This window comes from Pseudoduganella sp. HUAS MS19 (assembly GCF_053615455.1).
The window spans coordinates 5,382,647-5,407,905 of sequence record NZ_CM132133.1; the positions used below are offsets into that span (position 1 = coordinate 5,382,647).

18 protein-coding genes are annotated in these 25,259 nt (G+C 62.6%); 8 read left to right on the forward strand and 10 right to left on the reverse strand.

Going from position 1 to position 25,259, the window contains the following annotated elements; all coding sequences use genetic code 11:
* Positions 1 to 16 precede the first annotated feature (16 nt).
* Positions 17 to 2,605, reverse strand: a complete 2,589-nt coding sequence (locus tag ACWBU6_RS24690; protein WP_452645972.1) for a TonB-dependent receptor — start codon at positions 2,603 to 2,605, stop codon at positions 17 to 19.
* A 453-nt stretch (positions 2,606 to 3,058) separates the two neighbouring features.
* Here ACWBU6_RS24690 and ACWBU6_RS24695 point away from each other — a divergent pair, with 453 nt between their 5' ends.
* Together ACWBU6_RS24695 and ACWBU6_RS24700 are read left to right on the forward strand one after the other, a co-directional pair.
* A complete protein-coding gene (locus tag ACWBU6_RS24695) occupies positions 3,059 to 4,885 on the forward strand; it encodes a glycoside hydrolase family 13 protein (RefSeq protein WP_452645973.1) in 1,827 nt (608 codons plus the stop codon).
* Positions 4,885 to 8,115, forward strand: coding sequence for an alpha/beta hydrolase-fold protein (locus tag ACWBU6_RS24700; protein ID WP_452645974.1), 3,231 nt, complete (start codon positions 4,885 to 4,887; stop codon positions 8,113 to 8,115). The genes ACWBU6_RS24695 and ACWBU6_RS24700 overlap by 1 nt, the downstream gene beginning before the upstream one ends.
* On the opposite strand, the gene ACWBU6_RS24705 is transcribed toward ACWBU6_RS24700, so the two are convergent.
* From ACWBU6_RS24705 to ACWBU6_RS24720, 4 genes are all read right to left on the reverse strand, one after another.
* Positions 8,112 to 9,743 (reverse strand): methyl-accepting chemotaxis protein, encoded by a 1,632-nt coding sequence (locus ACWBU6_RS24705; protein WP_452645975.1) that lies wholly within the window; start codon positions 9,741 to 9,743, stop codon positions 8,112 to 8,114. The genes ACWBU6_RS24700 and ACWBU6_RS24705 overlap by 4 nt on opposite strands.
* A gap of 105 nt (positions 9,744 to 9,848) precedes the next feature.
* Positions 9,849 to 10,355, reverse strand: coding sequence for a GNAT family N-acetyltransferase (locus tag ACWBU6_RS24710; RefSeq protein ID WP_452645976.1), 507 nt, complete (start codon positions 10,353 to 10,355; stop codon positions 9,849 to 9,851).
* Positions 10,352 to 10,873: an N-acetyltransferase family protein gene (locus ACWBU6_RS24715; protein ID WP_452645977.1), complete on the reverse strand. Its 522-nt coding sequence runs from the start codon at positions 10,871 to 10,873 to the stop codon at positions 10,352 to 10,354. The genes ACWBU6_RS24710 and ACWBU6_RS24715 overlap by 4 nt, the downstream gene beginning before the upstream one ends.
* 34 nt (positions 10,874 to 10,907) lie before the next feature.
* A complete protein-coding gene (locus ACWBU6_RS24720; RefSeq protein ID WP_452645978.1) occupies positions 10,908 to 12,209 on the reverse strand; it encodes an amidohydrolase family protein in 1,302 nt (433 codons plus the stop codon).
* A 174-nt stretch (positions 12,210 to 12,383) separates the two neighbouring features.
* On the opposite strand from ACWBU6_RS24720, the gene ACWBU6_RS24725 reads away from it, so the two are divergent.
* The 4 genes from ACWBU6_RS24725 (at position 12,384) to ACWBU6_RS24740 (ending at position 18,705) form a co-directional block, all read left to right on the forward strand.
* Positions 12,384 to 12,980 (forward strand): phasin family protein, encoded by a 597-nt coding sequence (locus ACWBU6_RS24725; protein WP_452645979.1) that lies wholly within the window; start codon positions 12,384 to 12,386, stop codon positions 12,978 to 12,980.
* 167 nt (positions 12,981 to 13,147) lie between these two features.
* Positions 13,148 to 14,899, forward strand: a complete 1,752-nt coding sequence (locus tag ACWBU6_RS24730) for an ABC transporter ATP-binding protein (RefSeq protein WP_452645980.1) — start codon at positions 13,148 to 13,150, stop codon at positions 14,897 to 14,899.
* On the forward strand, positions 14,886 to 16,667 hold the full coding sequence (locus tag ACWBU6_RS24735; protein WP_452645981.1) for an ABC transporter ATP-binding protein: 1,782 nt from the start codon (positions 14,886 to 14,888) through the stop codon (positions 16,665 to 16,667). The genes ACWBU6_RS24730 and ACWBU6_RS24735 overlap by 14 nt, the downstream gene beginning before the upstream one ends.
* Positions 16,668 to 16,743: 76 nt before the next feature.
* On the forward strand, positions 16,744 to 18,705 hold the full coding sequence (locus tag ACWBU6_RS24740; RefSeq protein WP_452645982.1) for a methyl-accepting chemotaxis protein: 1,962 nt from the start codon (positions 16,744 to 16,746) through the stop codon (positions 18,703 to 18,705).
* On the opposite strand, the gene ACWBU6_RS24745 is transcribed toward ACWBU6_RS24740, so the two are convergent.
* Entirely contained in the window at positions 18,702 to 20,255 is a 1,554-nt protein-coding gene (locus ACWBU6_RS24745) for a hypothetical protein (protein WP_452645983.1), read from the reverse strand. The genes ACWBU6_RS24740 and ACWBU6_RS24745 overlap by 4 nt on opposite strands.
* Positions 20,252 to 21,127, reverse strand: a complete 876-nt coding sequence (locus ACWBU6_RS24750) for an ABC transporter ATP-binding protein (RefSeq protein ID WP_452645984.1) — start codon at positions 21,125 to 21,127, stop codon at positions 20,252 to 20,254. The genes ACWBU6_RS24745 and ACWBU6_RS24750 overlap by 4 nt, the downstream gene beginning before the upstream one ends.
* 279 nt (positions 21,128 to 21,406) lie before the next feature.
* Here ACWBU6_RS24750 and ACWBU6_RS24755 point away from each other — a divergent pair, with 279 nt between their 5' ends.
* Positions 21,407 to 23,482, forward strand: a complete 2,076-nt coding sequence (locus ACWBU6_RS24755; protein ID WP_452645985.1) for a diguanylate cyclase — start codon at positions 21,407 to 21,409, stop codon at positions 23,480 to 23,482.
* Here ACWBU6_RS24755 and ACWBU6_RS24760 read toward each other — a convergent pair.
* Positions 23,479 to 23,802, reverse strand: a complete 324-nt coding sequence (locus ACWBU6_RS24760; RefSeq protein WP_452645986.1) for an apolipophorin — start codon at positions 23,800 to 23,802, stop codon at positions 23,479 to 23,481. The genes ACWBU6_RS24755 and ACWBU6_RS24760 overlap by 4 nt on opposite strands.
* A 51-nt stretch (positions 23,803 to 23,853) precedes the next feature.
* Between ACWBU6_RS24760 and ACWBU6_RS24765 the strand changes: the two genes are divergently transcribed.
* Entirely contained in the window at positions 23,854 to 24,492 is a 639-nt protein-coding gene (locus ACWBU6_RS24765) for a hypothetical protein (RefSeq protein ID WP_452645987.1), read from the forward strand.
* Here ACWBU6_RS24765 and ACWBU6_RS24770 read toward each other — a convergent pair.
* Both ACWBU6_RS24770 and ACWBU6_RS24775 read right to left on the reverse strand, forming a co-directional pair.
* Entirely contained in the window at positions 24,476 to 24,757 is a 282-nt protein-coding gene (locus ACWBU6_RS24770; protein ID WP_452645988.1) for a hypothetical protein, read from the reverse strand. The two genes, ACWBU6_RS24765 and ACWBU6_RS24770, sit on opposite strands and share 17 nt — an antisense overlap.
* A gap of 44 nt (positions 24,758 to 24,801) precedes the next feature.
* Complete coding sequence (locus tag ACWBU6_RS24775; protein WP_452645989.1) at positions 24,802 to 25,257, reverse strand: hypothetical protein; 456 nt, start codon at positions 25,255 to 25,257, stop codon at positions 24,802 to 24,804.
* Positions 25,258 to 25,259: the final 2 nt, after the last annotated feature.

Below are 25,259 nucleotides of genomic sequence, written 5' to 3' on the forward strand. Positions count from 1 at the left end.
TTTTGCACCTGAAAGCTTAGAACTTGTAGTTCGCGCCCAGCAGGAAGGTACGGCCATACTTCTGGTATTCCAGTTGCTGGTTGCGGTTGCCGTTGTAGGTCTCGTAAGCCGCGTCGCGCAGGTTGTTCACCTGCAGGACCAGGCCTACGCCCTTGAACATGCCTTCGTTGAAGGTGTAGCCAACCTGGAAGTCCAGGATGTTCTCGCCAACCACGTAGCGCAGCGAACGCTCGCCGGCGAAGTTGCCGATTTCACCCACGAAGTCCGAACGCTTGCGCTGGCTCAGGCGGGTTTCGAAGCCGGCCTTTTCGTAGTACACGGTCAGGTTGCTGGTGTTTTTCGACAGGCCTGGCAGCATGATGGTCTGGCCCAGGTTGGCGCTAGGCTCCTTGATGGTGATGGCGCTGTCGTTGTACGAGTAGCTGCCGCTCACGCCGAAGCCGTCCAGCATCGGGGTCACCATGTTCAGCGGCAGGGAGGCGGTCAGCTCCAGGCCTTTCATGTTGCCGCCCTTGCCGTTGTAAGGAGCGGTGTAGTTGCCGAACGGGGTAATCGCATTGGTGCCTGGGATCTGCGCCGAGAAATCGTGGGTACGGGTTTCGGTGAAGATGTAGGTGTCCAGCTTCTTGTAGTAGAAGGCCAGTGCCGCGTATGCTTTCTTGCCGAAGTATTTTTCATACGACAGGTCGAATGCCTTGGCGCGCCATGGGTCCAGTTGCGCATTGCCGCCGCTGCCGCCCGGTTTGAAGTCATTGGTGCCGACGTTGAAGTCCAGTGCGGAACGCAGTTGGTCAACGCGCGGACGGGCGATCTGCTTGGCCAGGGCCATGCGCACGGTGTGGTCGTTCGGCATCTGGAATGCCAGGTTCAGGCTTGGCAGCACGTCGGTGTATTTCTTGCCGTCGTGGACCGGCTTGACCTGCTGGCCGGCCGGGGCGGTGCCGTCCCAGTACTTGGCGTCGGACGACTGGTCGGTGCGCTGGACCTGCACGCCAAAGTTACCGCGCAGGCTGACGTTCCCCAGTTCGTGTTCGATATTGGCCTTGGCAAACGCTGTGGTGATTTTCTCATTCACGGTCCAGGCTTTGCCGATCAGGTAGTCCTTGTCTTCGGTCGGGGCGAAGGTCATGTACTTGGCCACAACACCGGGCACGTTCCAGGCCGGAATGGTGCCCACTCCGGCGAAGCCCAGGTCGACCGGGTTGTACATCAGGTCCGACGAAATGGTGGAAGGCGCGCCAGCCAGGTTGATGTTGCCTTCAGGCTGGTGCTTGACCTTGCTGCGGTCGGAGTAATGCACGCCGAAATCGAAGCTCGAGAAGTACTTCTCCAGGGCGCCGGCGGACTGGATGTTGGCAGCCAGCTTGAAGCCGTTCAGCTCATCTTCCACGTGCGGAGTCTTGCCGTAGCCGGAACCGTAGATCGTGTTGCGCACGAACAGGGTGGCCGGGTTGCTGTAGTCGCGGCCCGGGTTCATGGTCGGGAAACCGCCGGTACCCAGCGCCAGGGCAACGGAATCCAGGTATGGATTGCCGGCTGCATCGCTGATCTGCAGGTTGTTTTCCAGGCTCAGTTCATCGCGCTTGGCGGTGGAGCGGCTCAGGTCAGCCACCAGCGACCAGCCGTCCATCTTCCACTCGTTGTTCCAGCCGATAGCGCGGATATCATCCTTGCGCTTGGTGTACATGCCGCGCACCAGCGGGTACACGCCGGTTGCGGTACCGGTTGCGAACGAACCGTTGTTGGTCGTGACGTTTTCGAAGTTCAGGCCCGGGGTGTAGTTGCCGTTGTAGCCGCCGACATGGACTTCGAACTGGTTGGCAGTGTCTTCATGCTTGAAGCGCGAAGCGTACACGTCGATCATCGAGGTGAAGTTCTTGCTTGGACGGTATTGCAGCACGCCCATCAAACCGTCGCGCTTGTTGTAGCCGCTGCGTGCCACGGACTTGATGCCGTCGGTGACATTGGTACCGGCAGGCACGCCTGGACGGGACTCGTTCTTCCATGGCTCGTACAGGCCGGTCTCGCGGGCCAGCACCGGCGAGTCCAGGTGGGCAAAGCCGATTGCCACACCAATGGTACGGTTCGCGAACTGGTCGATGTAGGTGGCGCTGAAGCGGCCGCCGCGCGAGTTGGTGTCAGCGATGCTGCCCAGCGAATTCTTCTCCATGCGGGCGTTCAGGGACACGGTACGGCCGCCGAAAGCCAGCGGACGCACGGTTTGCAGGTCCAGGGTACCGGACAGGCCCTGGCCGATCATGCCGGCGTCAGGGGTCTTGTAAATGGTGACGGCGCCGATCAGTTCGGACGGGTACTGGTCGAATTCGACACTGCGGTTGTCGCCGGTGGAGACTTGCTCGCGGCCGTTCAGCAGGGTGGTGGCAAAGTCCGGCGACAGGCCGCGTACGGAAATGTTTTGCGCACGGCCGGCAACGCGCTGGGCTGCCAGGCCCGGCAGGCGGGCGATGGATTCGGCGATGGAGGTATCGGGCAGCTTGCCGATGTCTTCCGCGGAGATGGCCTCGACGATGGAAGTCGCGTTTTTCTTGACGGAGATCGCGTCTTCAATACCGCGGCGGATGCCGGAGACGGTCACAGTTTGCATCGGCGCTTCCGCTGCCTGGCCGGTGGTCGCAGTCTGCGCGTACGCAGAGCCTGCGAAGGCGGATACAAATACAGCACACCCGGCCGCAACCGGACTCAGTCGGAAAGCGGTATTGCCTCGCTTGTTGGCGAAGATAGTCATCAAAGTCCCCTCACTCAGTAAACATTCTTTCCCGCAACCTACACAGACCGGTTTATTTCGACTACACGGGAATCCTTGGAAAGCGAACGCTCTTACGGACGCTCTGAGGCGGATTCTGTACTAAAACTAGATTTGATGTCAATGAATGACCATCATCATCGGCATGTATTTCTGCCTTTCCCGTGGCACCCTCTCTGGCATTTCGGATGGCTACGTTGTATTTCGGCTACAAATTTAGACATATCAAGGTGTAGTAGAACTACAGTGAATTTAGGTGTATTGTCGGGCTCACAAGACGTCCCAACCGGAGAAATGATGAAGAAGACCGCTTTCGCCGCCCTGCTTGGCATCACCTTGCTGCAAGCCGTTCATGCAGCCGCGCCAACCGTCCAGCATATGGAACCGCCTTTTTGGTGGGCAGGCATGCAGAATCCAAGGCTACAGTTGATGGTGCATGCACCGAAGCTGGCGGACCTGGAACCGTCCATCGATTACCCGGGCGTGAGGATCGGGAACGTGAGCCGCGTAGCCAACCGAAATTACCTGTTCATCGACCTCGTGCTGGCGCCGGATGTGGCGCCGGGACGCTTCGACATCCGCTTTACCGCACCCGGCAAGCAAGACCTTACTTATAGTTACCAGTTGCTGGCGCGCGCGCCCGGTTCCGCGCAGCGCCAGGGCTTCAATACTTCCGACACGATTTACCAGGTCATGCCAGACCGCTTCGCCAACGGTAACCCAGCGAACGACAACGTCGCCGGCATGCCGGACAAGGCCAACCGCACCGAAGGCAATGGCCGCCACGGTGGCGACCTGGCCGGCATGACTGCGCGCCTCGACTATATAAAAGACATGGGTTTCACCCAGGTCTGGCCGACGCCGCTGGTGGAAAACAACCAGGACATCCACTCCTACCACGGCTACGCGGCGACCGACCATTACAAGATCGACGCGCGCTATGGCAGCAACGAGGACTACCGCGCCTTCGTGGCGCAAGCGCGCTCGCGCGGCATCGGCGTGATCCAGGATGTGGTGCTGAGCCACATCGGCAGCCACCACTGGTGGATGAAAGACATGCCGATGCAGGACTGGCTTAGCTATGACGGCAAGTACACGCCGACCGCGCACCACCGCGTCGCCAACGTCGACCCTTACGGCAGCAAGGAAGATGCCCGCAACTTCACGCAGGGCTGGTTCGGCCCGCATATGCCGGACATGAACCAGACCAACCCGTATGTGGCCAACTACCTTATCCAGAACAATATCTGGTGGATCGAATACGCCGGCTTGTCCGGGCTGCGCGTGGATACCTACGGCTATTCCGATACTGCCTTCCTGAGCGAATGGTCGAAGCGGGTCCTGGCGGAATACCCGAAACTGAATATCGTGGGTGAGGAATGGAGCTCACGGATTCCGATCGTGGCGCGCTGGCAGGCACTGAACGCGCCAAGCATGATGGATTTCCCGCTCAACGACGTGCTGCGCAAGGCGCTTGGCGATACCGACGGCACCTACCGCCTGTACGACATCTATGAAACGCTGGCGCAGGACTACCTCTATCCGAACCCATCCAACCTGGTGCTGTTCGAAGGGAATCATGACCTGGCGCGCAGTTTCAGCATGGTGAACAATGACCCTGCCCTGCTGCGCATGGCGCTCGCCTTTACGCTGACCGTGCCGCGCATCCCGCAGTTTTACTATGGAACTGAAATCCTGATGCCAAGTACAGTGAAGGGCCGGGACGACCCATCCTATCGGCACGACATGCCGGGAGGCTGGGCGGGCGACAAGGTGAATGCGTTCACGGGCGCTGGGCTGAGCGCCGAGCAGCGCGACATGCAAGCCTTCGTGAAGAAGCTGGCCAACTGGCGCAAGACTGCCAGCGCGGTCCAGCATGGCAAGATGATGCAATATGGGCCTGAACAGGATACCTATGTGTACTTCCGCTATGACGATAAGCAGAAGATCATGATCGCGCTGAACAAGAACGCCAGGGAGATGACACTCGGCGCGGACCGCTTCCGCGAAATGCTGGCTGGCGCGCGTAGCGGCACGGACGTGATCACTGGCCGCGAGATTCCGCTCGCGGGCAAATTCACGCTCCCGGCCCGCTCGGTATTGGTGATGGAGGTTAAGTAATGCCCCGCCGCGCCGTGGCCGCCGCCATCGCAGCGGCATTTGCCGCTGCCTGCATCCTGGCGGTCGGCCCGGCGCTGGCGAGTACCAGCGTGGAACTGCCGTTCGGCGCCCACAAGGCCAGCTTCGCAACGCCGGATGCACAGGCGATGCTACGCAGCTACACGCAATCAACCACAATGCCCCTGCGCGACAATGCACCGCAGTCGATTTCCTTCAGCGAGAAGCCCGGCTTGCCCAAGGTACGCAGTGGCAGCCTTGCCTTCGACGCCCTGTTCGCGCTGGCGATCACGGAAATGCAGCAGGATTCGGTGCAAACCATCCGTGATGACAGCTACAACTCCGGCAAGCCGATAGCGTGCGAGTGTTTCGAAACAGGTGAAAAGTGGCACTACGTCTGGACGCGCGACTTATCCTATGCCGCCAACCTCGGGCTGGCCATGCTCGACCCGCAGCGCACACGCAATTCCCTGCTGTTCAAGCTCTCCGGCTATCGCAACGGCAAGCCGCCGCTGGCGGCAGGCAGCGAAGACGGCCTGCAGATCGTGCAGGATACCGGCAGCGGCGGAAGCTGGCCCGTCAGCACGGACCGCGTAAGCTGGGCCTTCGGCGCCGAGCAGGTGCTCAAGGCACTCCCTGCGGACGAGCGCAGTCAGTTCGCCGCCATCGCCCTGCAAGCGCTGCGCAACACGATCGAGAACGACCGCATCGCCGCCTTTGACGCCGCCAGCGGCTTGTACAAGGGCGAGCAATCCTTCCTCGACTGGCGCGAACAGTCGTACGCAGCGTGGATTCGCAACGACCTGTCCAGCATGGCCTCATCCAGGTCGCTGTCCACCAACGTTGCCCACTTCAAGGCGCTGACCCTGGCGGCCGAACTGGCGCAGCAGGCAGGCGACAACGACGTTGCACTGCGTTACACGCGCTGGGCCTCCGACCTGAAAATCGCAATCAACGACCGGCTATGGCTCAAGGATGCAGGCATGTACAGCAGCCTTACCGCCGGCCACTTCGACGGCGCCGCCATGCACAAATTCGACTGGCTCGGCCAGACGCTCGCCATCATCACTGGTGTGGCGGATGCCGAACAGGCGCAATCGATACTGGCGCGCTACCCGCACGGCCCGCTGGGCGCGCCGGTGATCTGGCCGCAGCAGCCCGGCGTCGCGGTGTACCACAACCGCGCCCTGTGGCCTTTTGTCACCGCTTATGGCCTACGGGCCGCGGCGCAATACGCCAATGTGGCGGTCGCCGATGCAGCCTATGCCAGCCTGCTGCAGGGCGCGGCGCTCAACTTGTCGAATATGGAGAACATGGAATGGCAAGGCGGAGATCCTTCCGCGCCTGCCATCAATTCGCGGCGCCAGCTTTGGTCGGTGGGCGGCTTCCTGGGAATGGTGGTGCAGCAGGTGTTCGGTATCGGGGTGGACGCCGACCAATTGCACGTTCATCCTTTTATTACTTCCCGGCTGCGGCGGGAATGGTTTGCGGGCAGCGATGTGATCGAGCTGTCCGGCCTGGTCTTGCGCGGAAAGCGCCTGCAGATCAGGATCAAGCTTCCGCCGGCTGTCGCGCTGGAGGGGTATTACATGCCGGTTGGCGGCAAGCTGAATGGCAAGGACGCGCGCAGCCCGGTCGCATGGAGCGAACTGGCGGAAGATAACGTGATCGAGGTGGAAATGGGGACGCTGGTACCTGGGCGGCAGCAGATCACTTTCTCGCGTAGCGAAGCTGCATCGACTGCGCCGCCTGAACCCACTGTCGCACAAGCAGCAATGGCCAGCGCCGGCGTTCTTCACATCGCGGCAGGCGCCGGAACACAGGAAGGCACTCGCTTCAACGTGTACCGCGACGGCCGGCTCGTCGCCGCCAACGCCGCCGCGGGCAACTGGTCGCCCGGGCGCAGCGGCAACGCAGCACAGGCAAGCGCGGCGGCGGAAGGTGCGGCCGTAACCGCATCCTGCTACGCCGTCGAGGCAGTCGATCCGGCCACAGGCTTGCGAAGCCATCATTCGGAGCCGGTCTGCCCCGCCGCGGCAGGCAATAAAGCCAATGCAAGGGCGGATGCAGGCGGAGTGGCAGACAGCGTGACCGTCGCCAAGGACGGCCGGTACAACGTTCAACTGCGCTACAACAACCACGCCCACCAGATCAACCTCGGCATCACCAATGCCGTGCATCTGCTGCGGCTGCGCGATAAGCATGGCGTAGTCGCGGCCCAGGGCATCATCCAGATGCCGCACAACGCCCCCGATTACGGTCCCACGTGGTCGACTCCCCTGCCCGCCGCGCTAAAGCAAGGCAGCTACCGCCTCGAGCTCCAGCCCTTCTACAACATGAGCAGCCTGCAAGCCAACGCCGGCTACGCTGACGCCGGTGGCATCGGCGGCGCCCGCAATCATGCCGATGTCCAGGCAGTGCGCCTCCTGCCCGCACCTGCGCCAGACAGGCCACCACGGCACGGCACCTTGCAGCTGGTGGAAAAGTTCAGATCGCCCCAACTGGGCAACGAGCGCACGCTGCGCATCTACCTTCCGCCAAGTTATGGCAGCGACACCCGGCGCCGCTATCCCGTGCTGTACATGCACGACGGACAGAACCTGTTCGACGCCCGGACCGCCAGCTACGGCACTGAATGGAATATCGACGAGGTTGCAGACCGCCTGGTACGTCAGGGCGACATGGAAGAAGTGATTGTAGTCGGCATCGATAACACCACCGACCGCATTGCGGAATACACGCCCTGCTGCGATCCGAAACATGGAGGCGGAAAGCTGAACGCCTATGCCGACTTCGTGGCAAGAACCGTCAAGCCCTGGGTAGACAAGCAATACCGCACCAAGCCTGGCCGCCGGCACACGGCGGTGATGGGTTCTTCGCTGGGCGGCCTGGCTTCCATCGGCATCATCCAGCGCTACCCGCGAATATTCTCGATGGCTGGTGGCGTCTCCAGCTCCTTCTGGTGGAACAACCGGGAACAAGTGAAACACCCGCCAAAGAAAATGCCAGCCAGGTTCTACATTGATGTGGGGACGGTATTTGACGGCCAGGAGGACAGCGAAGTTTTCCGCCAGGCCCTGGTGAGAAAAGGCTACCGCGAAGGACGCGACCTGCTGTTCCTGGTCGATGAAGGCGGGCGCCATCACGAGCAATCGTGGGCCGGCCGCGTGCACGTCGCGCTGGCGTGGTTCTTCGGCAAACCACGCCACGCAACAGGGCAGAAAGCCCCTTAAGCCGGCAAGGCCTGGAGGCTGCGGCTTGCCGACATCTTCATGCGCGAGCCGGCAGTCGGTTCGTGCACCTTGAACACCGACACTGCCTCCGACAGGCTGGCGGCCTGCTGCTGCAAGGCCTCGGCAGCGGCAGCAGCTTCCTCCACCAGCGCCGCATTCTGCTGGGTCACGGTATCCATTTGGGTAATCGCATCGCTGATCTGCTCGATGCCATCACGCTGCTCGCCGGTGGCAACGGCAATCTCGCCGATAATCGAAGTCACGCGCCGCACACTGGTGACCACTTCTTCCATGGTCACGCCAGCTTCGCCCACCAGTCGGCTGCCCTCTTCCACGCGTTCGACTGAGTTGCCGATCAGCTCCTTGATCTCTTTCGCCGCAGCCGCCGAACGATGCGCCAGGTTGCGCACCTCGCCCGCCACCACGGCAAAGCCGCGTCCCTGCTCACCGGCACGCGCAGCTTCCACTGCGGCATTCAGCGCCAGGATATTGGTCTGGAACGCAATGCCGTCGATCACGCCAATGATGTCGACGATCTTGCGCGACGACTCGTTGATCGCGCCCATGGTCTGCACCACTTCCGACACGGTCGCACCACCGCGCACTGCGACGTTGGACGCCTCGTCAGCCAGCTTGCGCGCCTGGGTCGCGTTCTCGTTATTCTGCCGCACGGTGCTGGTCAGCTCCGTCATCGAAGATGCGGTTTCCTCCAGCGAACTGGCTTGCTGTTCAGTGCGGGTCGACAGGTCCATGCTGCCGGTTGCCACTTCGTTCGATGCACTGGCAATGGTTTCAGTGCCTGTGCGCACGCGGCTGACGATATCGGACAGGTTGCCGCTCATCTGCTTCAGCGCGGACAACAGTTCACCCACCTCATCCTTGGTTCGCACATCGACGTCGACCCGCAAGTCCCCGGCTGCTACCGTCTTGGCGATATCGATCGCCTGGTCCAGCGGACGCGTAATGCCCTTCACGATCCACCAGACAATCGCCGCGCCGATCACAGTCGTCACGACCAGCACCACCAGCAATGTAATGGTGGCCGAACGATTGGCCGCTTCTGCCGCGGCAACTGCTTCCGCCGCATTCTTCTTCGACTGGGTATCAATGAACGCAACGATCTCATCGATCTTTTTGGTCGGTGCGCGGTCCATGCCGGCCACGGCCTTGTCGAGGATCTTGTAGCTTTCGGGATTGGCCGTGTCGAACTGCTTCAGCGCAGCCATATAGTTCTTGCCCAGCTCGTCGTGCATCTTGATCGCTTCATCGACCAGCGGTGTTTGCAGCTTCAATTGCGCCAGCAAGCTGGCCAGCTTGTGCAGCTCGGCATTGGTAGCCTGGCCGCTTTTGACGAAGGCTGCCGAGTATTTTTCCAGCTGTGCGGGATCGTGGCCGCGCACCAGGATATTCTTCCACTCCTGCACCTGGATCTTGAATTCGACCTGCGCTCCGCGCGCAGTATCGACCGCCTGGGTCAAGTCGACCGAGCGCTGCATGCTCTGCGCATTGCCGGTCTTGATAAAGCTGATGGCGCTCCAGCCCTGGTAGCCGACCGTAAACAAGGCCAGCATGAAGAAAGCACCCAGTAAGGCCAAGCGCACTCCGATCTTTAGATTGCCGAAGTTCATGATTCGTTTCCTCCAGGTAAAAAGGCAGCATTATGCCTTCTGGACTGCAATCTTCATCATGCGCCTTAAAGTACTAAAAGCCAAGAAACCTGTTTTCGCAACAACCTAGTTGTGGCGCGGGGGAAACTCCATGCGGTAAAGGTCGGTTTTCCCCGTGGCGAAACGCTCAACAAAATGCATGCCGAGCTTGACCAGCAGCGCCGACGACGCAGTATTGCCGGGTGAAACGATACCCAGCAGGCGAGGCAAACCAATAACATCGCGGCCATACGCCACCGCAGCCGACGCAGCTTCCCAGGCATATCCCTGGCCCCAAAAGGCTGGCAGGTAGGCATAGCCTATATCGGTATCGGGCAAGGTGTCGCGCTTGATCAAGCCGCACATGCCGATGGTGGCGCCATCGTCCTTGCGGATCACCATCCACAACGAATAGCCCAACTGGGCCTGCATGGCGATCGGGCCGGCAAGCAAGGCGGCACGTGCACCTTTCAGGTCGCGTACGCCTTTGTCGCCGATGTTTTCGAGGAAGGAAGGCTCGTTCACCAGGCGCAGGTAGAACGATGCATCATCAAGGGTTGCGGGACGCAGGGTCAGTCGTTTGGTATCGATCATTGCTCCGGCCAATCGTTAGGGTCGGCCAGGAACTTGTACATCACATACACGTCGACAAAACCGAGCTGCTTGTGCCGATAAGCGCGCGGCAGCGTGCCTATCACGGAAAAGCCGAGCCGCTTCCACAGCAGCACGGCAGAAACATTGGTGCTTACAACGTAATTGAACTGCATGGCGAGGAAGCCGTCGCGCCGCGCCTGTTCCAGGCAATGGCGGCCCAGCATTTTGCCGATGCCCACGCCTTGCGCGGCAGGGCTGACCATGAAGGAAGCGTTGGCGACATGCGAACCGCGGTCAAGCTGGTTGGGCAGCAGGCGGTACATGCCAAGCAGGCGGCCGGTATTCAGCACGGCGACCCAGGTCTTGATGCCGCGCCCGAACCAGAACGCATGGCAGTCGTCGCGGCTGGTCTCGGCCGCGAAGTAATAGGTATCGCCGCTGGCGATCAACTCCTGGAATATAGTCCACATGGAGTCGAAGTCGGCCTCGCTGGCCGGGCGGATGTCGATATCTTTCAAAGCTGCTCCCAGCGGCAGGAATGATGCTGAATTTTCATGCATTTTCCTTGGCAAGTCCAGCGCGCCCGGACAGCCGGAAATCCGCCTGCTGCGGCCGGCCCGGCAAGGCAAGGCGCGCCACCGCACGCGGCGATTCCGCCACCACCTGCCCGCGCCGCAGCACCAGCCGCCTTGCGGCGCGCAGGCGGATAGCTTCCACCGGGTCACCGGCATCGAGCAGCACCAGGTCGGCGTGGCAGCCCGGCTGCAAGCCATATCCTTCAAGGCCGAGAATCTTCGCCGGCGTTTCCGTCACGGCCTTGAAGCAGGCGCGCATTGCCTCCTGCCCGGTCATCTGCGCTACGTGCAGGCCCATATGGGCCACCTCCAGCATATCGCCTGAGCCCAGGCTGTACCAGGGATCCATCACGCAGTCATGGCCAAAGGCGACGTCAATGCCTTGCGCCAGCATCTCCGGCACGCGCGTCATGCCGCGGCGCTTGGGATAGGTATCGTGGCGGCCTTGCAAAGTGATGTTGATCAGCGGGTTGGCGATCGCGGCGACGCCGGCCTCCCGGATCAGCGGCAGCAGTTTGCTGACGTAGTAGTTATCCATCGAATGCATGGAAGTCAGGTGCGAACCGGCCACGCGGCCTTGCAGGCCAAGGCGCTGCGTGTGAAACGCCAGCGTTTCGATGTGGCGCGACATGGGATCGTCCGATTCGTCGCAATGCATATCGACGCGCAGCCCCTTCTGCGCAGCGAACTCGCACAGGATGCGCACCGATTCCGCACCATCGGCCATGGTGCGCTCGAAATGCGGGATGCCGCCAACGACGTCGACGCCCATTGCGATCGCGCGCTTCAGGTTATCCAGCGCGGTCGGGCTGCGCAGCACGCCATCCTGCGGGAAGGCCACCAGTTGCAGATCCAGGTAAGGGGCGACGCGGCGCCTTACTTCGAGCAGCGCCTCCACGGCCAGCAGGCGGTCGTCGCACACATCGACGTGGCTGCGGATGGCGAGAAGGCCACGCGCCACGGCCCAATCGCAATACTGCAGCGCGCGTTCCACCAGGGCTTGCTGCGTCAGTTGCGGCTTCAGCTCGCCCCACAGGGCAATACCCTCCAGCAGGGTGCCGGACTGGTTCACGCGCGGCAAGCCGTAACTGAGCGTGGCATCCATATGGAAATGCGCGTCGACGAAAGGCGGCGTGACAAGATCGCCTTCCGCATCGATCTCGCGCCCACCTTTGGCTTGCAGGGCGGGAGCGACATCGGCGATGCGGCCCTGGTCGATGGCGATATCGATGCCCTGGCGGCCATCGGGCAAGCTGGCATTGCGGATTACAAGATCCATCGCATGGCTCCACTGGTAAGGATGGCCGATTGTAGGCAGGCTGCGCAGGGCATGCAATGTTGCACTGCATAACTTTTGCTTCGATAGTCGGCAAAAATGTCTTTCCATTACCATATTTCGTCGCTAGAATGGGTTTATTGCAGCGCACCATTTCCCATCGATCCAGGAGAAAATATGTTTTCGATTCCCGAGCAATTTTCCGCAGCCACCAAGTCGCAGCTGGAAGCGCAGCTGAAAATCCTCAACAACTTCGCCACCACGGCCTTCGAAGGCGCACAGAAGGTGATTGCCCTCAACCTGAGCACCACCAAAGCCTCCGTCGAAAAAGGTTCCGCTGCCGCGCGCGAACTGCTGGAAGCGAAAGACCCACAAGATTTCTTCGCCAAGAGCACGGCGCGCGCGCCGAACCTTGACGGCCTGTTCGCCTACAACCGCGAGCTGTTCAGCATCGCCAGCAAGACCCAGGCGGAACTGTTCCAGGCAGCGCAAGAGCAGTTGAAAGAAGCCGGCAATCAAGTCGCGCAAGTACCAAAGCTGTCCGCACCGGTTGCGGCGCCAGTTCCGGCACCAGCTCCCGCACCAGCACCGAAGGTGGCCAAAGCCGAAGCCAAGCCAGTCTCCAAAGCTGAAGGAAAAGTAGAAGCCAAACCTGAAGCGCTCGAAAGCAAGCCCGAAGTCAAAGCCGACGCCAAACCAGCCAAGCCGGCCGGCAACTTCCCCGACGCCAAAAACGCCAACGCCAACGCCAACAGCGCCAAAGCGCACAAGTAACAAGTAATTTAAAAGTCGGGGTCAGCTCCGGCAATCGGACATTTCGCGCGGCGAAATGTCCGATTGCCGGAGCTGACCCCGACTTTTATCCGCGGAGGGGCGCTCGGCGAAAAATTCTGCCCTGAGGTATGCTTGCAGGCTCTTGGCAGCATTTATCTAATAAGCATATGAGTTTATCGCGCCTGATCGGTGGCTTCGTCCGTAGCCACTGGCGTCCTTACGCAGCCGCCGGCGCCATGCTGACCGGCGTTGCAATCATCGGTATCTGGATTCCGCGCCAGATCGGCTTCATGGTCGATGGCCTGGCGGCGGGCACGCTTGGCCGCGAGGCCTTGTGGCAGGCTATCGGCTTGCTGCTTTTGCTGGGTGTAGCGAATTACGGTCTGCGCGTGGCGTGGCGCATGAAGCTGTTCTCGGCCGCTTATCAATTGGGCGTCGAACTGCGCACGCGCTTCTATCGCCGTCTGTCATTGCAAGGCCCGCAATTCTTCCAGAAGCAGCGCACCGGCGACCTGATGGCATTGGCCACCAACGATATCGATGCCATCGAGATGGCGGCCGGCGAGGCGATGCTGGCTGGTTTCGATGGTTCGCTTACGCTGCTGCTGGTGCTGGGCATGATGCTGGTCGGCGTCGACTGGCGCCTGGCCTTGTTCGCCTTGATCCCTTTCCCGCTGATGGCCTGGGCCTTCTGGCGCATTTCGTCGCACATCCATACTGCTTCGGCCGATTCGCTGAAGCGTTTCAGCGCCTTGAACGATCATGTGCAGGAAACCCTGTCCGGCGTGCGCACCTTGCGCGCGCTTGGGCTGGAACAGCGCAGCAGCAAGCGCTTCGAGGAACTGGCCGGCGCCGCTGCAGATTCCAGCCTTACCGCGCAGCGTTGGGAAGCGGCGTATGAACCTGCCGTCGGCCTGGCGCTGACTGCGGCTACCGGACTGTCGCTGGGCCTGGGCGGCTTCCTGGTGTGGCGCGGCGAGTTGACGATTGGCGAACTGACTTCCTTCAGCATGTATCTCGGCCAGTTGATATGGCCGATGTTTGCGGCGGGCTGGGTGCTGTCGCTGATCGAGCGTGGCCGCGCCGCTTATGCGCGCCTGCAGCCGATGCTCGATGCGCCGTTGACCATCGAAGACCACGGCACCCTGCCGCACGTCGCTCCCGGCAACCTGGAGCTGCACGGCGTCGGTTTTTCCTATCCCGGCCAGCATGAGCCGGCGCTGACCGATATCTCGCTCACCTTGAAGCCAGGCCAGACCCTCGGGCTTGTCGGGCCGACCGGCTCCGGGAAATCGACGCTCCTGCGCGTGCTGCTGCGCCAGGTCACGCCTGCGCACGGCAGCGCTAAATGGAGTGGCCACCCGCTGGACCAGTACACCCTGCAGGCGCTGCGCGCGGCCATCAGCTGGGTGCCGCAGGAATCCTTCCTGTTCTCCGCTTCGATTGCCGACAATATCGCGCTGGCCAAGCCCGGCGCCACGCGTGCGGATGTCGAACGCGCGGCCGGCCTGGCCGCGATCCATGACGACATCCTGCTGTTCCCGCACAAATATGAAACGGAGGTCGGCGAGAAGGGCATCACCCTGTCCGGCGGTCAGCGCCAGCGGGTGGCGATTGCGCGTGCCCTGCTGTCGGACAACGACTTGCTGCTGCTGGACGATGCCCTGTCGGCAGTGGACACCGGCACCGAAACCGCCATCCTCGAACACCTGGAGGAACTGCGCCGTGCCCACCCCACGCGCAGCGCCATCATTGCCAGCCACCGCCTGAGCGCCGTGGTGGATGCGGACCAGATCGTGGTGCTGCGGCATGGCCGCATTACCGAGTCGGGTACACACGAAGAATTGCTTGCGCTGAACGGCTGGTATGCCAGCCAGTGGCGCTACCAACAACTGGAGGCCAGCCTTGACGCAGCCTGATAAACAGAGCGCTCGCGAACAGACGCGCCAAGCCGCCGGCCTCCTGAAAGAAGCTTCCGGTCCCGACCTGCACCATCTCGGCTGGGCCGTCCTGTGGCTGGCCTTTGCGGCCGGCATGGAAGTCCTCGGTCCATTGCTGGGCAAGCGCCTGATCGACGAACACCTGCTGCCAAAACACCTGGATTGGGCCAGCATGGCCCTGTTGCTGGGCGGCGTCCTGCTGACCGGCTGGATCGCCACCTGGGTGCGCTACCTGCAGCTGGTGCGCTTGTCCGGCGTGGCCATGCGCTCGGTGCAGCGGCTGCGCGAACGCGTCTATAGCCATGTCTTGCGGCTGCCGATGGCCTTCTTCGACCGCGCCATCACCGGCCAACTGGTATCGCGTGTCACCAATGACACCGAGGCGGTGAAAGGCTTGTACATCCAGGTGCTGTTCGTGATCCTGGACAGCACCATCGTCCTGCTCGGCACGGTGGCTGCCATGGCCTGGCTGGACTGGCGCCTGATGACCATCGTGGTGGCGCTGCTGCCTTTCGTACTGGTGATCGTGTGGGCCTACCAGCGCCTGAGCGCGCCGGCCGTGACACGCGCGCGCCAGCTGCGCAGCGACATCAACGCCCAGATCGCCGAATCCATCGGCGGCATGACGGTACTGCAGGCGAATAACGCGGAGCAGCGCTTCGGGGAACGCTTTGCCAGCACCAATGCGGAACACTACACCCAGCGCCTGGCTGAAATCCGCGCCAATGCCTGGCTGCTGCGCCCCGCTCTGGACATGCTGAACATCCTGCTGCTGGCATCCGTGATCTTCATGTTCGGCCAGCGCGACATGAGCGCAGCGGAAGTGGGCGTGCTGTACGCTTTCATCAACTATATCGCGCGCGTGATCGAGCCGCTGATCCAGATCACCATGCAGTTCAGCCAGCTGCAGCAATCGGTAGTGGCAACATCGCGTGTGGCGGTCCTGCTCGGCGAACAGAGTGCAGCGGAGCACCGCGCCGGCGCCCACACGCGCCACGCGGCCAATGACGACGGCGCTTCCGCCATCGATATCCGCGGCCTGGATTTCGAATACATCGAGGGCCAGCGCGTGCTGCACCAGTTGTCGCTGGAGATTCCGCAAGGCTCCTTCTTCGGCATCGTCGGCCACACCGGCAGCGGCAAATCAACCCTGCTGTCGCTGCTGCTGCGCTACTATCCCGCCCCGCACGGCAGCATCCGCATGAACGGCATGCAACTGGACGAAATCGATAACGAGCAATTCCGCTCCGATGTGGGACTGGTGCCGCAAGATCCCTTCCTGCTTGCCGCTTCCGCGCGCGAGAATATCGATATGGGCCGCGGCCTGTCGCAGGACGAAATCGAGATTGCGGCGCGCGCGGCCCATTGCCACGACTTCATCATGGCAATGGAGGACCGCTATGACACGGTACTGGGCGAAGGCGGCTCGCGCCTGTCGTCCGGCCAGAAGCAGCTGATCGCCATTGCCCGCGCACTGGCAGGCAAGCCGCGCATCCTGCTGCTGGACGAGGCGACCTCGCGCATCGATTCGCATACCGAGCAGATCGTGCAGGTGGCGCTCAACGAGCTGCGCGGCCAGGTCACCATCATCGCCATCGCGCACCGCCTGTCCACCATTCGCGAAGCGGACCGCATCATCGTGCTGAATCACGGACGTATTGTGGAACAGGGACCGCACGAAGACCTTATGCAAATTGATAACGGCTTGTACCAGCGCCTTTATCTTTTGCAACAGCTGGCCGCCTGACTTATTGTTTCCGCACGATAAGAATTACTAGTCGCTTGGTAGTCGGGGTATGCTGTCCTCCAGGGGGGACAGCGCCATGCAAAAGAACCTATCCATCAAACGTATCTTCATTGCGTTTTTTGCCATCACGGTGGTGTTGGCAACGCTGACCATGCTGGCCTTGCTACGCGTTTCCAACAAGGAGGCGGAGGCCAAGCAGGCCGCCGATTCTCGCTACCAGTCCTATTTGCTGGCCGACGAACTGCGGCAAAGCTCCGATGACCTGACCCGCCTGGCGCGTACCTATGTGGTGTCGGGCGATGCGGCTTACGAGCAACAGTACATGGACATCCTGGCCATCCGCAACGGCCAGAAGCCGCGCCCGAAAAACTATGAACGCATCTACTGGGACTTCGTGGCTGCAGGCATGCCGGTAACGCCCTCCTCCGGCCAGAGCATCGCCCTGTCGGAGTTGATGAAGCGGGCAGGTTTCACCGACCAGGAATTCGCCAAGCTGAAGGAGGCTGAGGCGAACTCCAACGAACTGGTCCACACAGAAGTGATCGCGATGAATGCGGTCAAGGGAAAATTCGATGACGGTAAAGGCGGCTTCACGCGCGAGGAGGCGCCCGATCCGGAGATGGCGCGGCGCATCATGCACGACCAGGCCTACCACCAGAACAAGGCCAGGATCATGCAGCCGGTGAACGAATTCCTGGCCCTCCTCGACGAGCGCACCAGCGCCGAAGTGGCTGCTGCCGGTGCAGCCTTCGACCGGGCCCAGCGCCTGGCCCAGGCTTTGCAAGCCATGTCGGTCATCGCTGCCGTCGCTTGCCTGCTTTTCGCTTACCGTTACATCCGCTCCGGTCTGCAGCAGGCGATCGACACCGCCGAATGCATTGCAGGTGGCGACCTGAGCCGCGACATCGATGCCGGCCGCAGCGACGAGATCGGCCAGCTGCTGCAAGCGATGGAGCACATCAACAAGGGCCTGGCCGACATGATCGGCAACATCCGCAACAGCACCGACCAGATGACGGTGGCCACCACTGAAATCGCCACCGGCAATGCCGACCTCTCGGCCCGCACCGAAACCCAGGCTTCCTCGCTGGAAGAAACCGCCAGTGCGATGGAAAACCTGACCGATACCGTGCAGCAGAACGCCAGCAATGCGCAGCAGGCCAACCAGCTGGCAGCCGATGCCGCCCAGGTGGCCGAACAAGGTGGCGACGTGGTGTCGCAGGTGGTCGCGACCATGGGCGCCATCAAGGACAGCTCGGCGCGCATCGGCGATATCATCAGCGTCATCGATGGCATTGCATTCCAGACCAATATCCTGGCGCTGAACGCGGCGGTGGAGGCGGCGCGCGCCGGCGAGCAAGGTCGCGGCTTTGCGGTCGTGGCGTCGGAAGTGCGCAACCTGGCGCAGCGCAGCGCCGCGGCAGCCAAGGAAATCAAGGAACTGATCGGCGCCTCGGTGTCGCGGGTCGAGGAAGGCGGACGGCTGGTCGATGCCGCCGGCGACACCATGCAACGCATTGTCGCTTCGGTTCACAAGGTGGCCGGCATCATGGGGGAGATTACCAGCGCCAGCCAGCAACAGGGCAGCGGCATTGGCGAAGTGAACCAGGCGATCGGCCAGATGGATGCCATGACGCAGCAAAATGCCGCGCTGGTCGAGCAGGCAGCGGCTGCGGCGGAAAGCTTGCAGGAACAGGCGCAAGCCTTGGCGCAGGCGGTCAGCATCTTCCGGCTGAAAGGCGGTGCTGCCGCATTGGCAGCAACCGGCAAGGCCGCTGTGAGTCCGCGTACCGGGCTTGCGGTGACCGCCTCGATGCCGGCGCGCCAGGCATCCCGCACCGGCATCCGCCCCGCGGGCGGCCTCGCTACCGGAACACCGCGCCATGCTGGCGGCGCGGCCTCATCCGACGGCGCGCGTGGCGCCGCTGCAGCCCCGAGGCAGAGGTCGGCCACGGCAGTGCCGGCCGGGAAAGCACCACGGGCGGCCGCGACAGTCCGCAACACCACTCCCGCAGGCGACGACTGGGAAGAATTCTAGGCGCGGCGCCAGCGGCTGTGGGCGTATCCAGCCGCCCATGCGAGGCTGCCCGCCAGCGCCCATGCGGCTGCAGAACCCACGCTGGCGGAGCCATTAAAGCCAACCAGATCGAGTGCCGCCTCCTTCGGCGCATTGAGCGCGATATACCATGTGAACAGGAACAGGGCGAGGAACAGCCGCGCCCCGCGCGTCAAGCCGCCCAGCAGGCTGGCGGCCGCAGCGAGCGCCAGGACGCCGGCCAGTGCAGCGGCAGCGCGCACCGGTTCGTCAAGCGACCAGCGCAAAGCGACGACCGCCAGCGGCAGGCCGAGCACCAGGCTGGCCGTCCATTGCCGCAGGTAGCGCCGCACCATGCCGCCCGGCAGCGCGCCGGTCATCGCATCCGCCCCGTTTTGCCAGTCGCGCGGCGCGATGCCGCACACGATCACGCCCCAGCATGCGACGCCGGCAGTCATCACGCCTGGCAGCACATCTGGCGCCACCAGCGCCGCCGCCACGGTGCCTGCTGCCAGCGCCAACGCTGCAGCGGGCGCCATCGACAATACCAGTGCCACCTCGGCCAGCACTTCTCCCGCAAAACCCGGCACGCGCATCGCCAGGCGCGGCAAGGGCCGTACCGCTACCGCCACCGGATGGAGCACCCGGTCAGCCAACGCCGACAAGCGCCTGCCGCGTGCAGAGCGCGGACGTACCCGGTCCGGCGAATAGCGGTGGAAGAACAGCGTAGCCGGCAGCAACAGCAGGAGGGACAGCGCCAGCGTCGTCGCGCGGATGGCCCACGCCTGAAGCGTCCAAAGGCGGGCGGGAAGCACCATTGCCGCTCCGGCCGGATCGAACCCGTTCCGCCCCAGGCTGAGGTGCGTTGTTTCGAAGTGCTCGCGCAGCGAGGTCACAGCCACCGATAGTCCGGAAAAATCGAAGAACATGGGCCACAGCACACCCGGATGCTCAGTCACGCCCGCGAGAGCGCCGAACTGCATGCACCAAAGGAAGAAGAAGAGCACGTCGCCGCGTTTGCCAAGCAGTGGTCCGATATTGTCGAACAGGACCGCGCAGGCGGCCACATAGCTGATAACGGGCAGCAGCATCAACGTATAGGTCTGCAAGTAGACCAACAGCTGGACCGGCCCCTCGCCCCGCAAGGCATGCAGCGCGAGCGTGGAACCCAGATAGGCCAGCACAAACAGCATCAGGTAAGCCACGCCGCCCAGCCAGCGTCCGAACACCAGCAAGGCATTGCTGGCGCCCGTTGCAGCGATCACCGCCCCCATGCCGCTTTGCAGGTCATCCGCCACCCGTCCACGCACCAGGTAAAAGCCTGCCAGTCCAAGCAGCAGGCCGGCGACATGCGCGCTGCCAAAGGCCAACGCCTGGCTGGTGTAGAGAACGCGCTTCTGGTCGACCACCATCATCGTGACGCCATCGGCAGGATCGGCAATCGCAATCCAGCACAGGGCCACCACCGCCAGCAGCACCACCAACGTGGACAGGCGGCGCAGGCGCAAACGGACTTCGTTAAGCGCAAGAATGCGCAAGGCCTGCGTATTCATGCTGCCGCCGCCACCGGCTCGGACAGCGCGTAGCGTTGCGCCATCAAGGCCTCCTCAAGGCTAGGCTCGACCGCGTGAGCTCCCGCCATCGGCTGTTCCGAATGGGCCAGGCGCAATTGCACCTGCGAGCCCTGGCGCTGCGCCTGCAGCACATGGAAGCGCTTGCGCAGCGCATCGTAATCGGCCGTATCGACACTGGCCTGCCACACCTGGCCGCGCGCCCGCTGCAGGATGGCTTCCGGCGCTTCCAGCGCAAGCAGGCGCCCCTTGCGCATGATGGCCAGCTGGCCGGCGATGCTCTCCACGTCCGGCACGATATGGGTCGACACGATGACCAGCTTGCCGAAGCCCAGCTCGGACAACAGCCGGCGGAAACGCAAGCGCTCCTCCGGATCGAGTCCCGCCGTCGGTTCGTCCACGATCAGGATATCGGGATCGTTCAGCAAAGCTTGCGCGATTCCCAGGCGCCGCCGCATGCCGCCCGAGAAGGATGCCGCCGGCCGCCGCGCATGCTCGGCGAGATTTACCAGCTCCAGCAGGTGGCGGATGCGGGCCGCATCGCGCACGCCTTTGAGCGCCGCGAAATACTGCATGCACTCCAGTGCCGTCAGCTTGGGATAGACCCCGAACTCCTGCGGCAGGAAGCCAAGGCGGCGCCGCATGGCATCCGGATTACGCACAATGTCCTTGCCGTCGAACAGGATGCTGCCGGAGGTCGGCCGCGACAGCGTAGCGACCAGCTGCATCAAGGTAGTCTTGCCGGCGCCGTTGTGACCGACAAGGCCAACCACGCCGCTACCAAGTTTCAGGCAAACGTCGTCGACCGCTGTCAGGTCGCGGAAAGTTTTGCTGACATTGCGCAGTTCGAGCATATTGTTCTTCGCCTCAGGAATGTTGTTGAGGCGGACTGTAGCGAACTCGCATCGAGCCCGCATGGGCGTTGCGACGAACGGTCGAAATCGAGGCCTGGGTGGCATTTATGGCAACAAGTTACACAAGTGGAATTTCCACTTGTATTTTCCCCACAGTTACGACCTCTATCATGAAAATAGTGAGTGAGGTTGCGGATTTCCCGCTTGCAACAGGCATATAATGAACCGCACACCTTGCTCATGCGACCCCAAGGACCCAAGTTGGCAGGCTTTCCGGTTTTGACGATCTCCAAGCGCCTGCGCATGCTGGCTGGCGCTTGCCTGCTCGCGCCCTGCCTGGCCTTCGCCCAGTCCCCGCTGGACAGCGAAATTGCCCAGATCCGCGAACTGGTGCGCTTCGTGCCGGAGAAAGCCCTGGTCCAGTTGCAGCAGATGGAACCGGCGGCCCGTTCCGCACCGGCGCTGACACGTGCCGAATTCCTGACCCAGCTCAGCCTCACCCACCGCAGCCTTGGCAGGCAGGACGTTGCGCTCGCCCTGGCCGAAGAATTGCACGACTTCGGGCGCGCGCAGGACAACAAGATCATTATCGCCAAAGCCTTGCTGACCAAGGCGTATGTGCGCTCGGCAATGAACCAGTACCAACTGTCGCACGAACTGGCGTTCGACGCGGAAAAGCTGGCAAGCAGCACCAGCGACATGGTGCTGCGCGTGCAGTCCACCATCACGGCTGGCCAGAGCTACGCCGAGCAGGGCAACTACCCGGTAGCCCTGGCTCGCCTGCAGTCGGCGGTGGAGATGGCGCACAAGATTGAAAGCGACAAGGTGCCGCTGGCCAGCGCGCTGAATGCCCTGACCCTGTTCTACACCCAGGTACGCGAGTACGACAAGGCATGGGAAACGCTTGGCGAGACGTTCGAAGTGTCGGAGACCCTGAATTCGCCGGGCCGCATGGCGATCGCCAACAACACCGAATACGGCCTGGCGGTCGATACGCGCCAGTACAAGCGTGGCATGCGCGCCCTGCTGGCAAACCTCGACCTGACCCGCAAACTCGGCGCGCGCGGCATGATCGCCACCACGCTGGTCAACCTGTCCGACATCAACCTCAAGCTGCACGACTTCCCGGCCGCGCTGCGCTTTGCCAACGAGGCATCGGCCGCATCGCGCGAGGCCAGCGACGAAGCCAACGAAGCCACCGCGCGCATCAATGCCGGCCAGGCCTATATGGGCATCAACAAGGTCGCTGAAGGAAAGAAGTCCTTTGCGCTCGGCATGGCCTACTTCGAAAAAACCGGCGACAAGCCGGAGCTGCAGGCCCTGCTGACCGAGTACGGCGAAGCGCTGGAACGCGTGGGCGACTACCAGGGCGCCGTTGAAGCCTACCACCGCGAGCGCCAGATTTCGAACGAACTGTTCGAATCGCAGCGCAAGAAAACCATGTGGGAGCTGCAGGAAAAGTACGACACCGAAAAGAAGAAGCGCCAGATCGAACAGCTATCGCATGAAAACCAGGCCAAGGGCGCGGAGCTCACTGCTCGCCGCCTGCAGCAGCGCATCTGGTGGCTGCTGGCGGTCGTGTTCGCGCTGGCTGCGGTGATTGTCGGCCTGCTGTACCGCAAGGTGCGCCAGGCCAACGCCCAGCTGGAAGTGAAGAACCTCGAGCTGAAGGCGCAAAGCTCGCTCGATCCGCTGACGGCGCTGTACAACCGCCGCCACTTCCAGGAGTACATGCGTACGCATAACCAGGTGGAGCGGCGCGGTGCCAACGGCGAGGACATTGTCGGCGCCCTGTTCCTGCTGGACGTCGACCACTTCAAGCACGTCAACGACACTTACGGCCATGCGGCCGGCGATGCGGTGCTGAAGATGATTGCGGAAAGCCTGCGCGTTGCGCTGCGCGAGACCGACATGATCGTGCGCTGGGGCGGTGAAGAGTTCCTGGCCTTCCTGCCCGCCATCCCGCGCAACGGCGTGGACGACATCGCGCGCCGCATCCTGGGCTGCGTGTCGTCGCAGCCGGTGCCGTTCCAGGACCACATGATCCACGTGAATGTATCGGTCGGCTTTGCGCCGTTCCCGTTGGCGCCAGGCGGCGTGCCATTGCCCTGGGAACGCGCGGTCAACCTGGTGGACATGGCGCTGTACCTGGCCAAAGCCCATGGCCGCAACCGTGCCTACGGCGTGCGCGGCTTCACCAACTTCGAGCAAACCTCGATGGAAACCATCGAGCAGAACCTGGAACAGGCCTGGCGTGCCGGCTTTGTCGACCTGACGCTGGTGTTGGGCGGCACCATGCCGGAAGAACCGCCGCCTTCCAATGTGGTGCCGCTCAAGAGCAAGTCCGGAAACTAGTGCTTTTCCTTGCGCGCCTCGCGGGCCGACTCCTGCATTTCCTTGCCGGCCTGCTCGACCTTCTCGCCGAGCTTTTCAGTCGCCTTGTTCAGTTTTTCGCCAGCCTGCTGGGCCGCCTGGTCCAGTTTCTCGCCGGCCTGGCCCAGTTTTTCTTCCGCCTTGCTGGCTGCCTGGTCCAGCTTTTCGCCTGCAACGCTGGCGGCTTGGTCGATTTCGCGCCCGGCCTGCTCGGCCGGGCCGATGCGTTTGTCGTCCGGTTTCTGGCAAGCGCCCAGGGCCAGCGCGAGCGTGGCAAACAGCACGGCAATGATGCTTTTCATGGTGTCTCCTTTCCTTCCAGCATATCGAAAATGTTACGCTAGAATACTCCAATGGACGCGCACATTCCCATCCTTAAGCGGGCGGGCATGGTGCTGGTGGTGCTGGGCACCTGCGACCTGCTGGCCATCCGGTCCGGCCTGTTCCTGCTTGGCGCAGCAGCCGGAGTCGGCTTGCTGTACGGCAGCCTGCAGGTGGCATCGCTGGTACGTTGGATGGCTGTCTTCGCGCTGTGCGCCCTTGGCGTGATGATGCTGGCCTGGCCCCTGATGCAGCCGGTCGACCTGACCCTGACCCAGCTCAAGCTGCAGCCGCGCATCCTGCCTTCCCTGGTCCTCAGCGCGACCTGGCTGCTGCTGTTGCACTGGCTGTACCGCACGCTCGGCGCCCCGGCCGTACTGGCCGCGCGCCGCGCCGCCGGCCACAAACCGGGCCATATGGGCTTCGCTGCCGCCAGCGGGGCCGCGCTGGCGCTGGTGGTTTGCGCCACCTTGTCCCAGCTGCTGAATGGCGAAGTCGCGGAACGCGCGCGGCGCTCGGCCGAACGCCAGTTCGGGCCGGATTATCGCTACCACGTGGCCGCACTGAAGGTGGATGGCAAGCGCGTGGAAGGGCTGGTCACCGCGTGGAACGGCAACGAGATCCGCAACATTCCGGTGGCCTGGCAGGACGACGCTAACGCCGACCAATGACGAAGGCGCCGACCAGCGCGGCGACCCCGAACACCAGCAGGGTGCTGCAAAACGCCAGGTTGAGGAATTTGGAAAGGTTCAGCACCCCAAGCAGGGCGGCAGCCAGGAATGCCAGTCCGAAGAACAGCAGCCAGCCTGCCGTGTCTGCGGCCGACAGCTCGGTTCCCCGTTCCTGGGCATGGCGCATGTAGGCGCGCCGGATGGCGTTGGATGCCAGCAACACCAACAGGAATGCAACACCTGCAGCTAATAGGCTTACCTGCATCTGCCCTCCGATTTTTGGCTTTGGGCAGATGGTAGCACCGAGTCTTAATCGGCGACGATCTTTTTGGGCGGCGGTGGCGGGGCGAAGGCGACGGTATCGCCTTCCGGTGCGGAATCCTGGGCGTCCGAGAACTCGAGCCAGCGGTCCAGGCTGGCACGACGCCGGATCGTGATGCCCTTGTTGCTGATGTAACCGATCTGTTCGAAGTTATCCAGCTTGCACACCATCTTCGAGGTGGTCGGCAGGTTGTCGCGCAGGCGGTCGTACGCCTTGCGCGCCTTCTGCTCCCACTTGGCCAGGGTCGGCTCGTTGAAACGGTTGCTCTCGTAATAGATGGTCAAGGTGTGGTCGTGATTGCCATAGCCGACTACCGCCGCGCCCTTGCGGACCGCGGACAGGATATCTTCCTTGATATTGGCAGTCGGGACGAAGATGGCCGCACGGCTATCCGCCTCATCGGGCCGCTGCAGCGGCAAGTCCTGGCCAAACTGTACACCCATTG

Bases quoted from the DNA above. Each gene is read 5' to 3' on its own strand.
- ACWBU6_RS24690 (WP_452645972.1), bottom strand. From the start codon at position 2,605: ATGCAAACTGTGACCGTCTCCGGCATCCGCCGCGGTATTGAAGACGCG.
- ACWBU6_RS24695 (WP_452645973.1), top strand. From the start codon at position 3,059: ATGATGAAGAAGACCGCTTTCGCCGCCCTGCTTGGCATCACCTTGCTG.
- ACWBU6_RS24700 (WP_452645974.1), top strand. From the start codon at position 4,885: ATGCCCCGCCGCGCCGTGGCCGCCGCCATCGCAGCGGCATTTGCCGCT.
- ACWBU6_RS24705 (WP_452645975.1), bottom strand. From the start codon at position 9,743: ATGAACTTCGGCAATCTAAAGATCGGAGTGCGCTTGGCCTTACTGGGT.
- ACWBU6_RS24710 (WP_452645976.1), bottom strand. From the start codon at position 10,355: ATGATCGATACCAAACGACTGACCCTGCGTCCCGCAACCCTTGATGAT.
- ACWBU6_RS24720 (WP_452645978.1), bottom strand. From the start codon at position 12,209: ATGGATCTTGTAATCCGCAATGCCAGCTTGCCCGATGGCCGCCAGGGC.
- ACWBU6_RS24725 (WP_452645979.1), top strand. From the start codon at position 12,384: ATGTTTTCGATTCCCGAGCAATTTTCCGCAGCCACCAAGTCGCAGCTG.
- ACWBU6_RS24730 (WP_452645980.1), top strand. From the start codon at position 13,148: ATGAGTTTATCGCGCCTGATCGGTGGCTTCGTCCGTAGCCACTGGCGT.
- ACWBU6_RS24740 (WP_452645982.1), top strand. From the start codon at position 16,744: ATGCAAAAGAACCTATCCATCAAACGTATCTTCATTGCGTTTTTTGCC.
- ACWBU6_RS24745 (WP_452645983.1), bottom strand. From the start codon at position 20,255: ATGAATACGCAGGCCTTGCGCATTCTTGCGCTTAACGAAGTCCGTTTG.
- ACWBU6_RS24750 (WP_452645984.1), bottom strand. From the start codon at position 21,127: ATGCTCGAACTGCGCAATGTCAGCAAAACTTTCCGCGACCTGACAGCG.
- ACWBU6_RS24760 (WP_452645986.1), bottom strand. From the start codon at position 23,802: ATGAAAAGCATCATTGCCGTGCTGTTTGCCACGCTCGCGCTGGCCCTG.
- ACWBU6_RS24765 (WP_452645987.1), top strand. From the start codon at position 23,854: ATGGACGCGCACATTCCCATCCTTAAGCGGGCGGGCATGGTGCTGGTG.
- ACWBU6_RS24770 (WP_452645988.1), bottom strand. From the start codon at position 24,757: ATGCAGGTAAGCCTATTAGCTGCAGGTGTTGCATTCCTGTTGGTGTTG.
- ACWBU6_RS24775 (WP_452645989.1), bottom strand. From the start codon at position 25,257: ATGGGTGTACAGTTTGGCCAGGACTTGCCGCTGCAGCGGCCCGATGAG.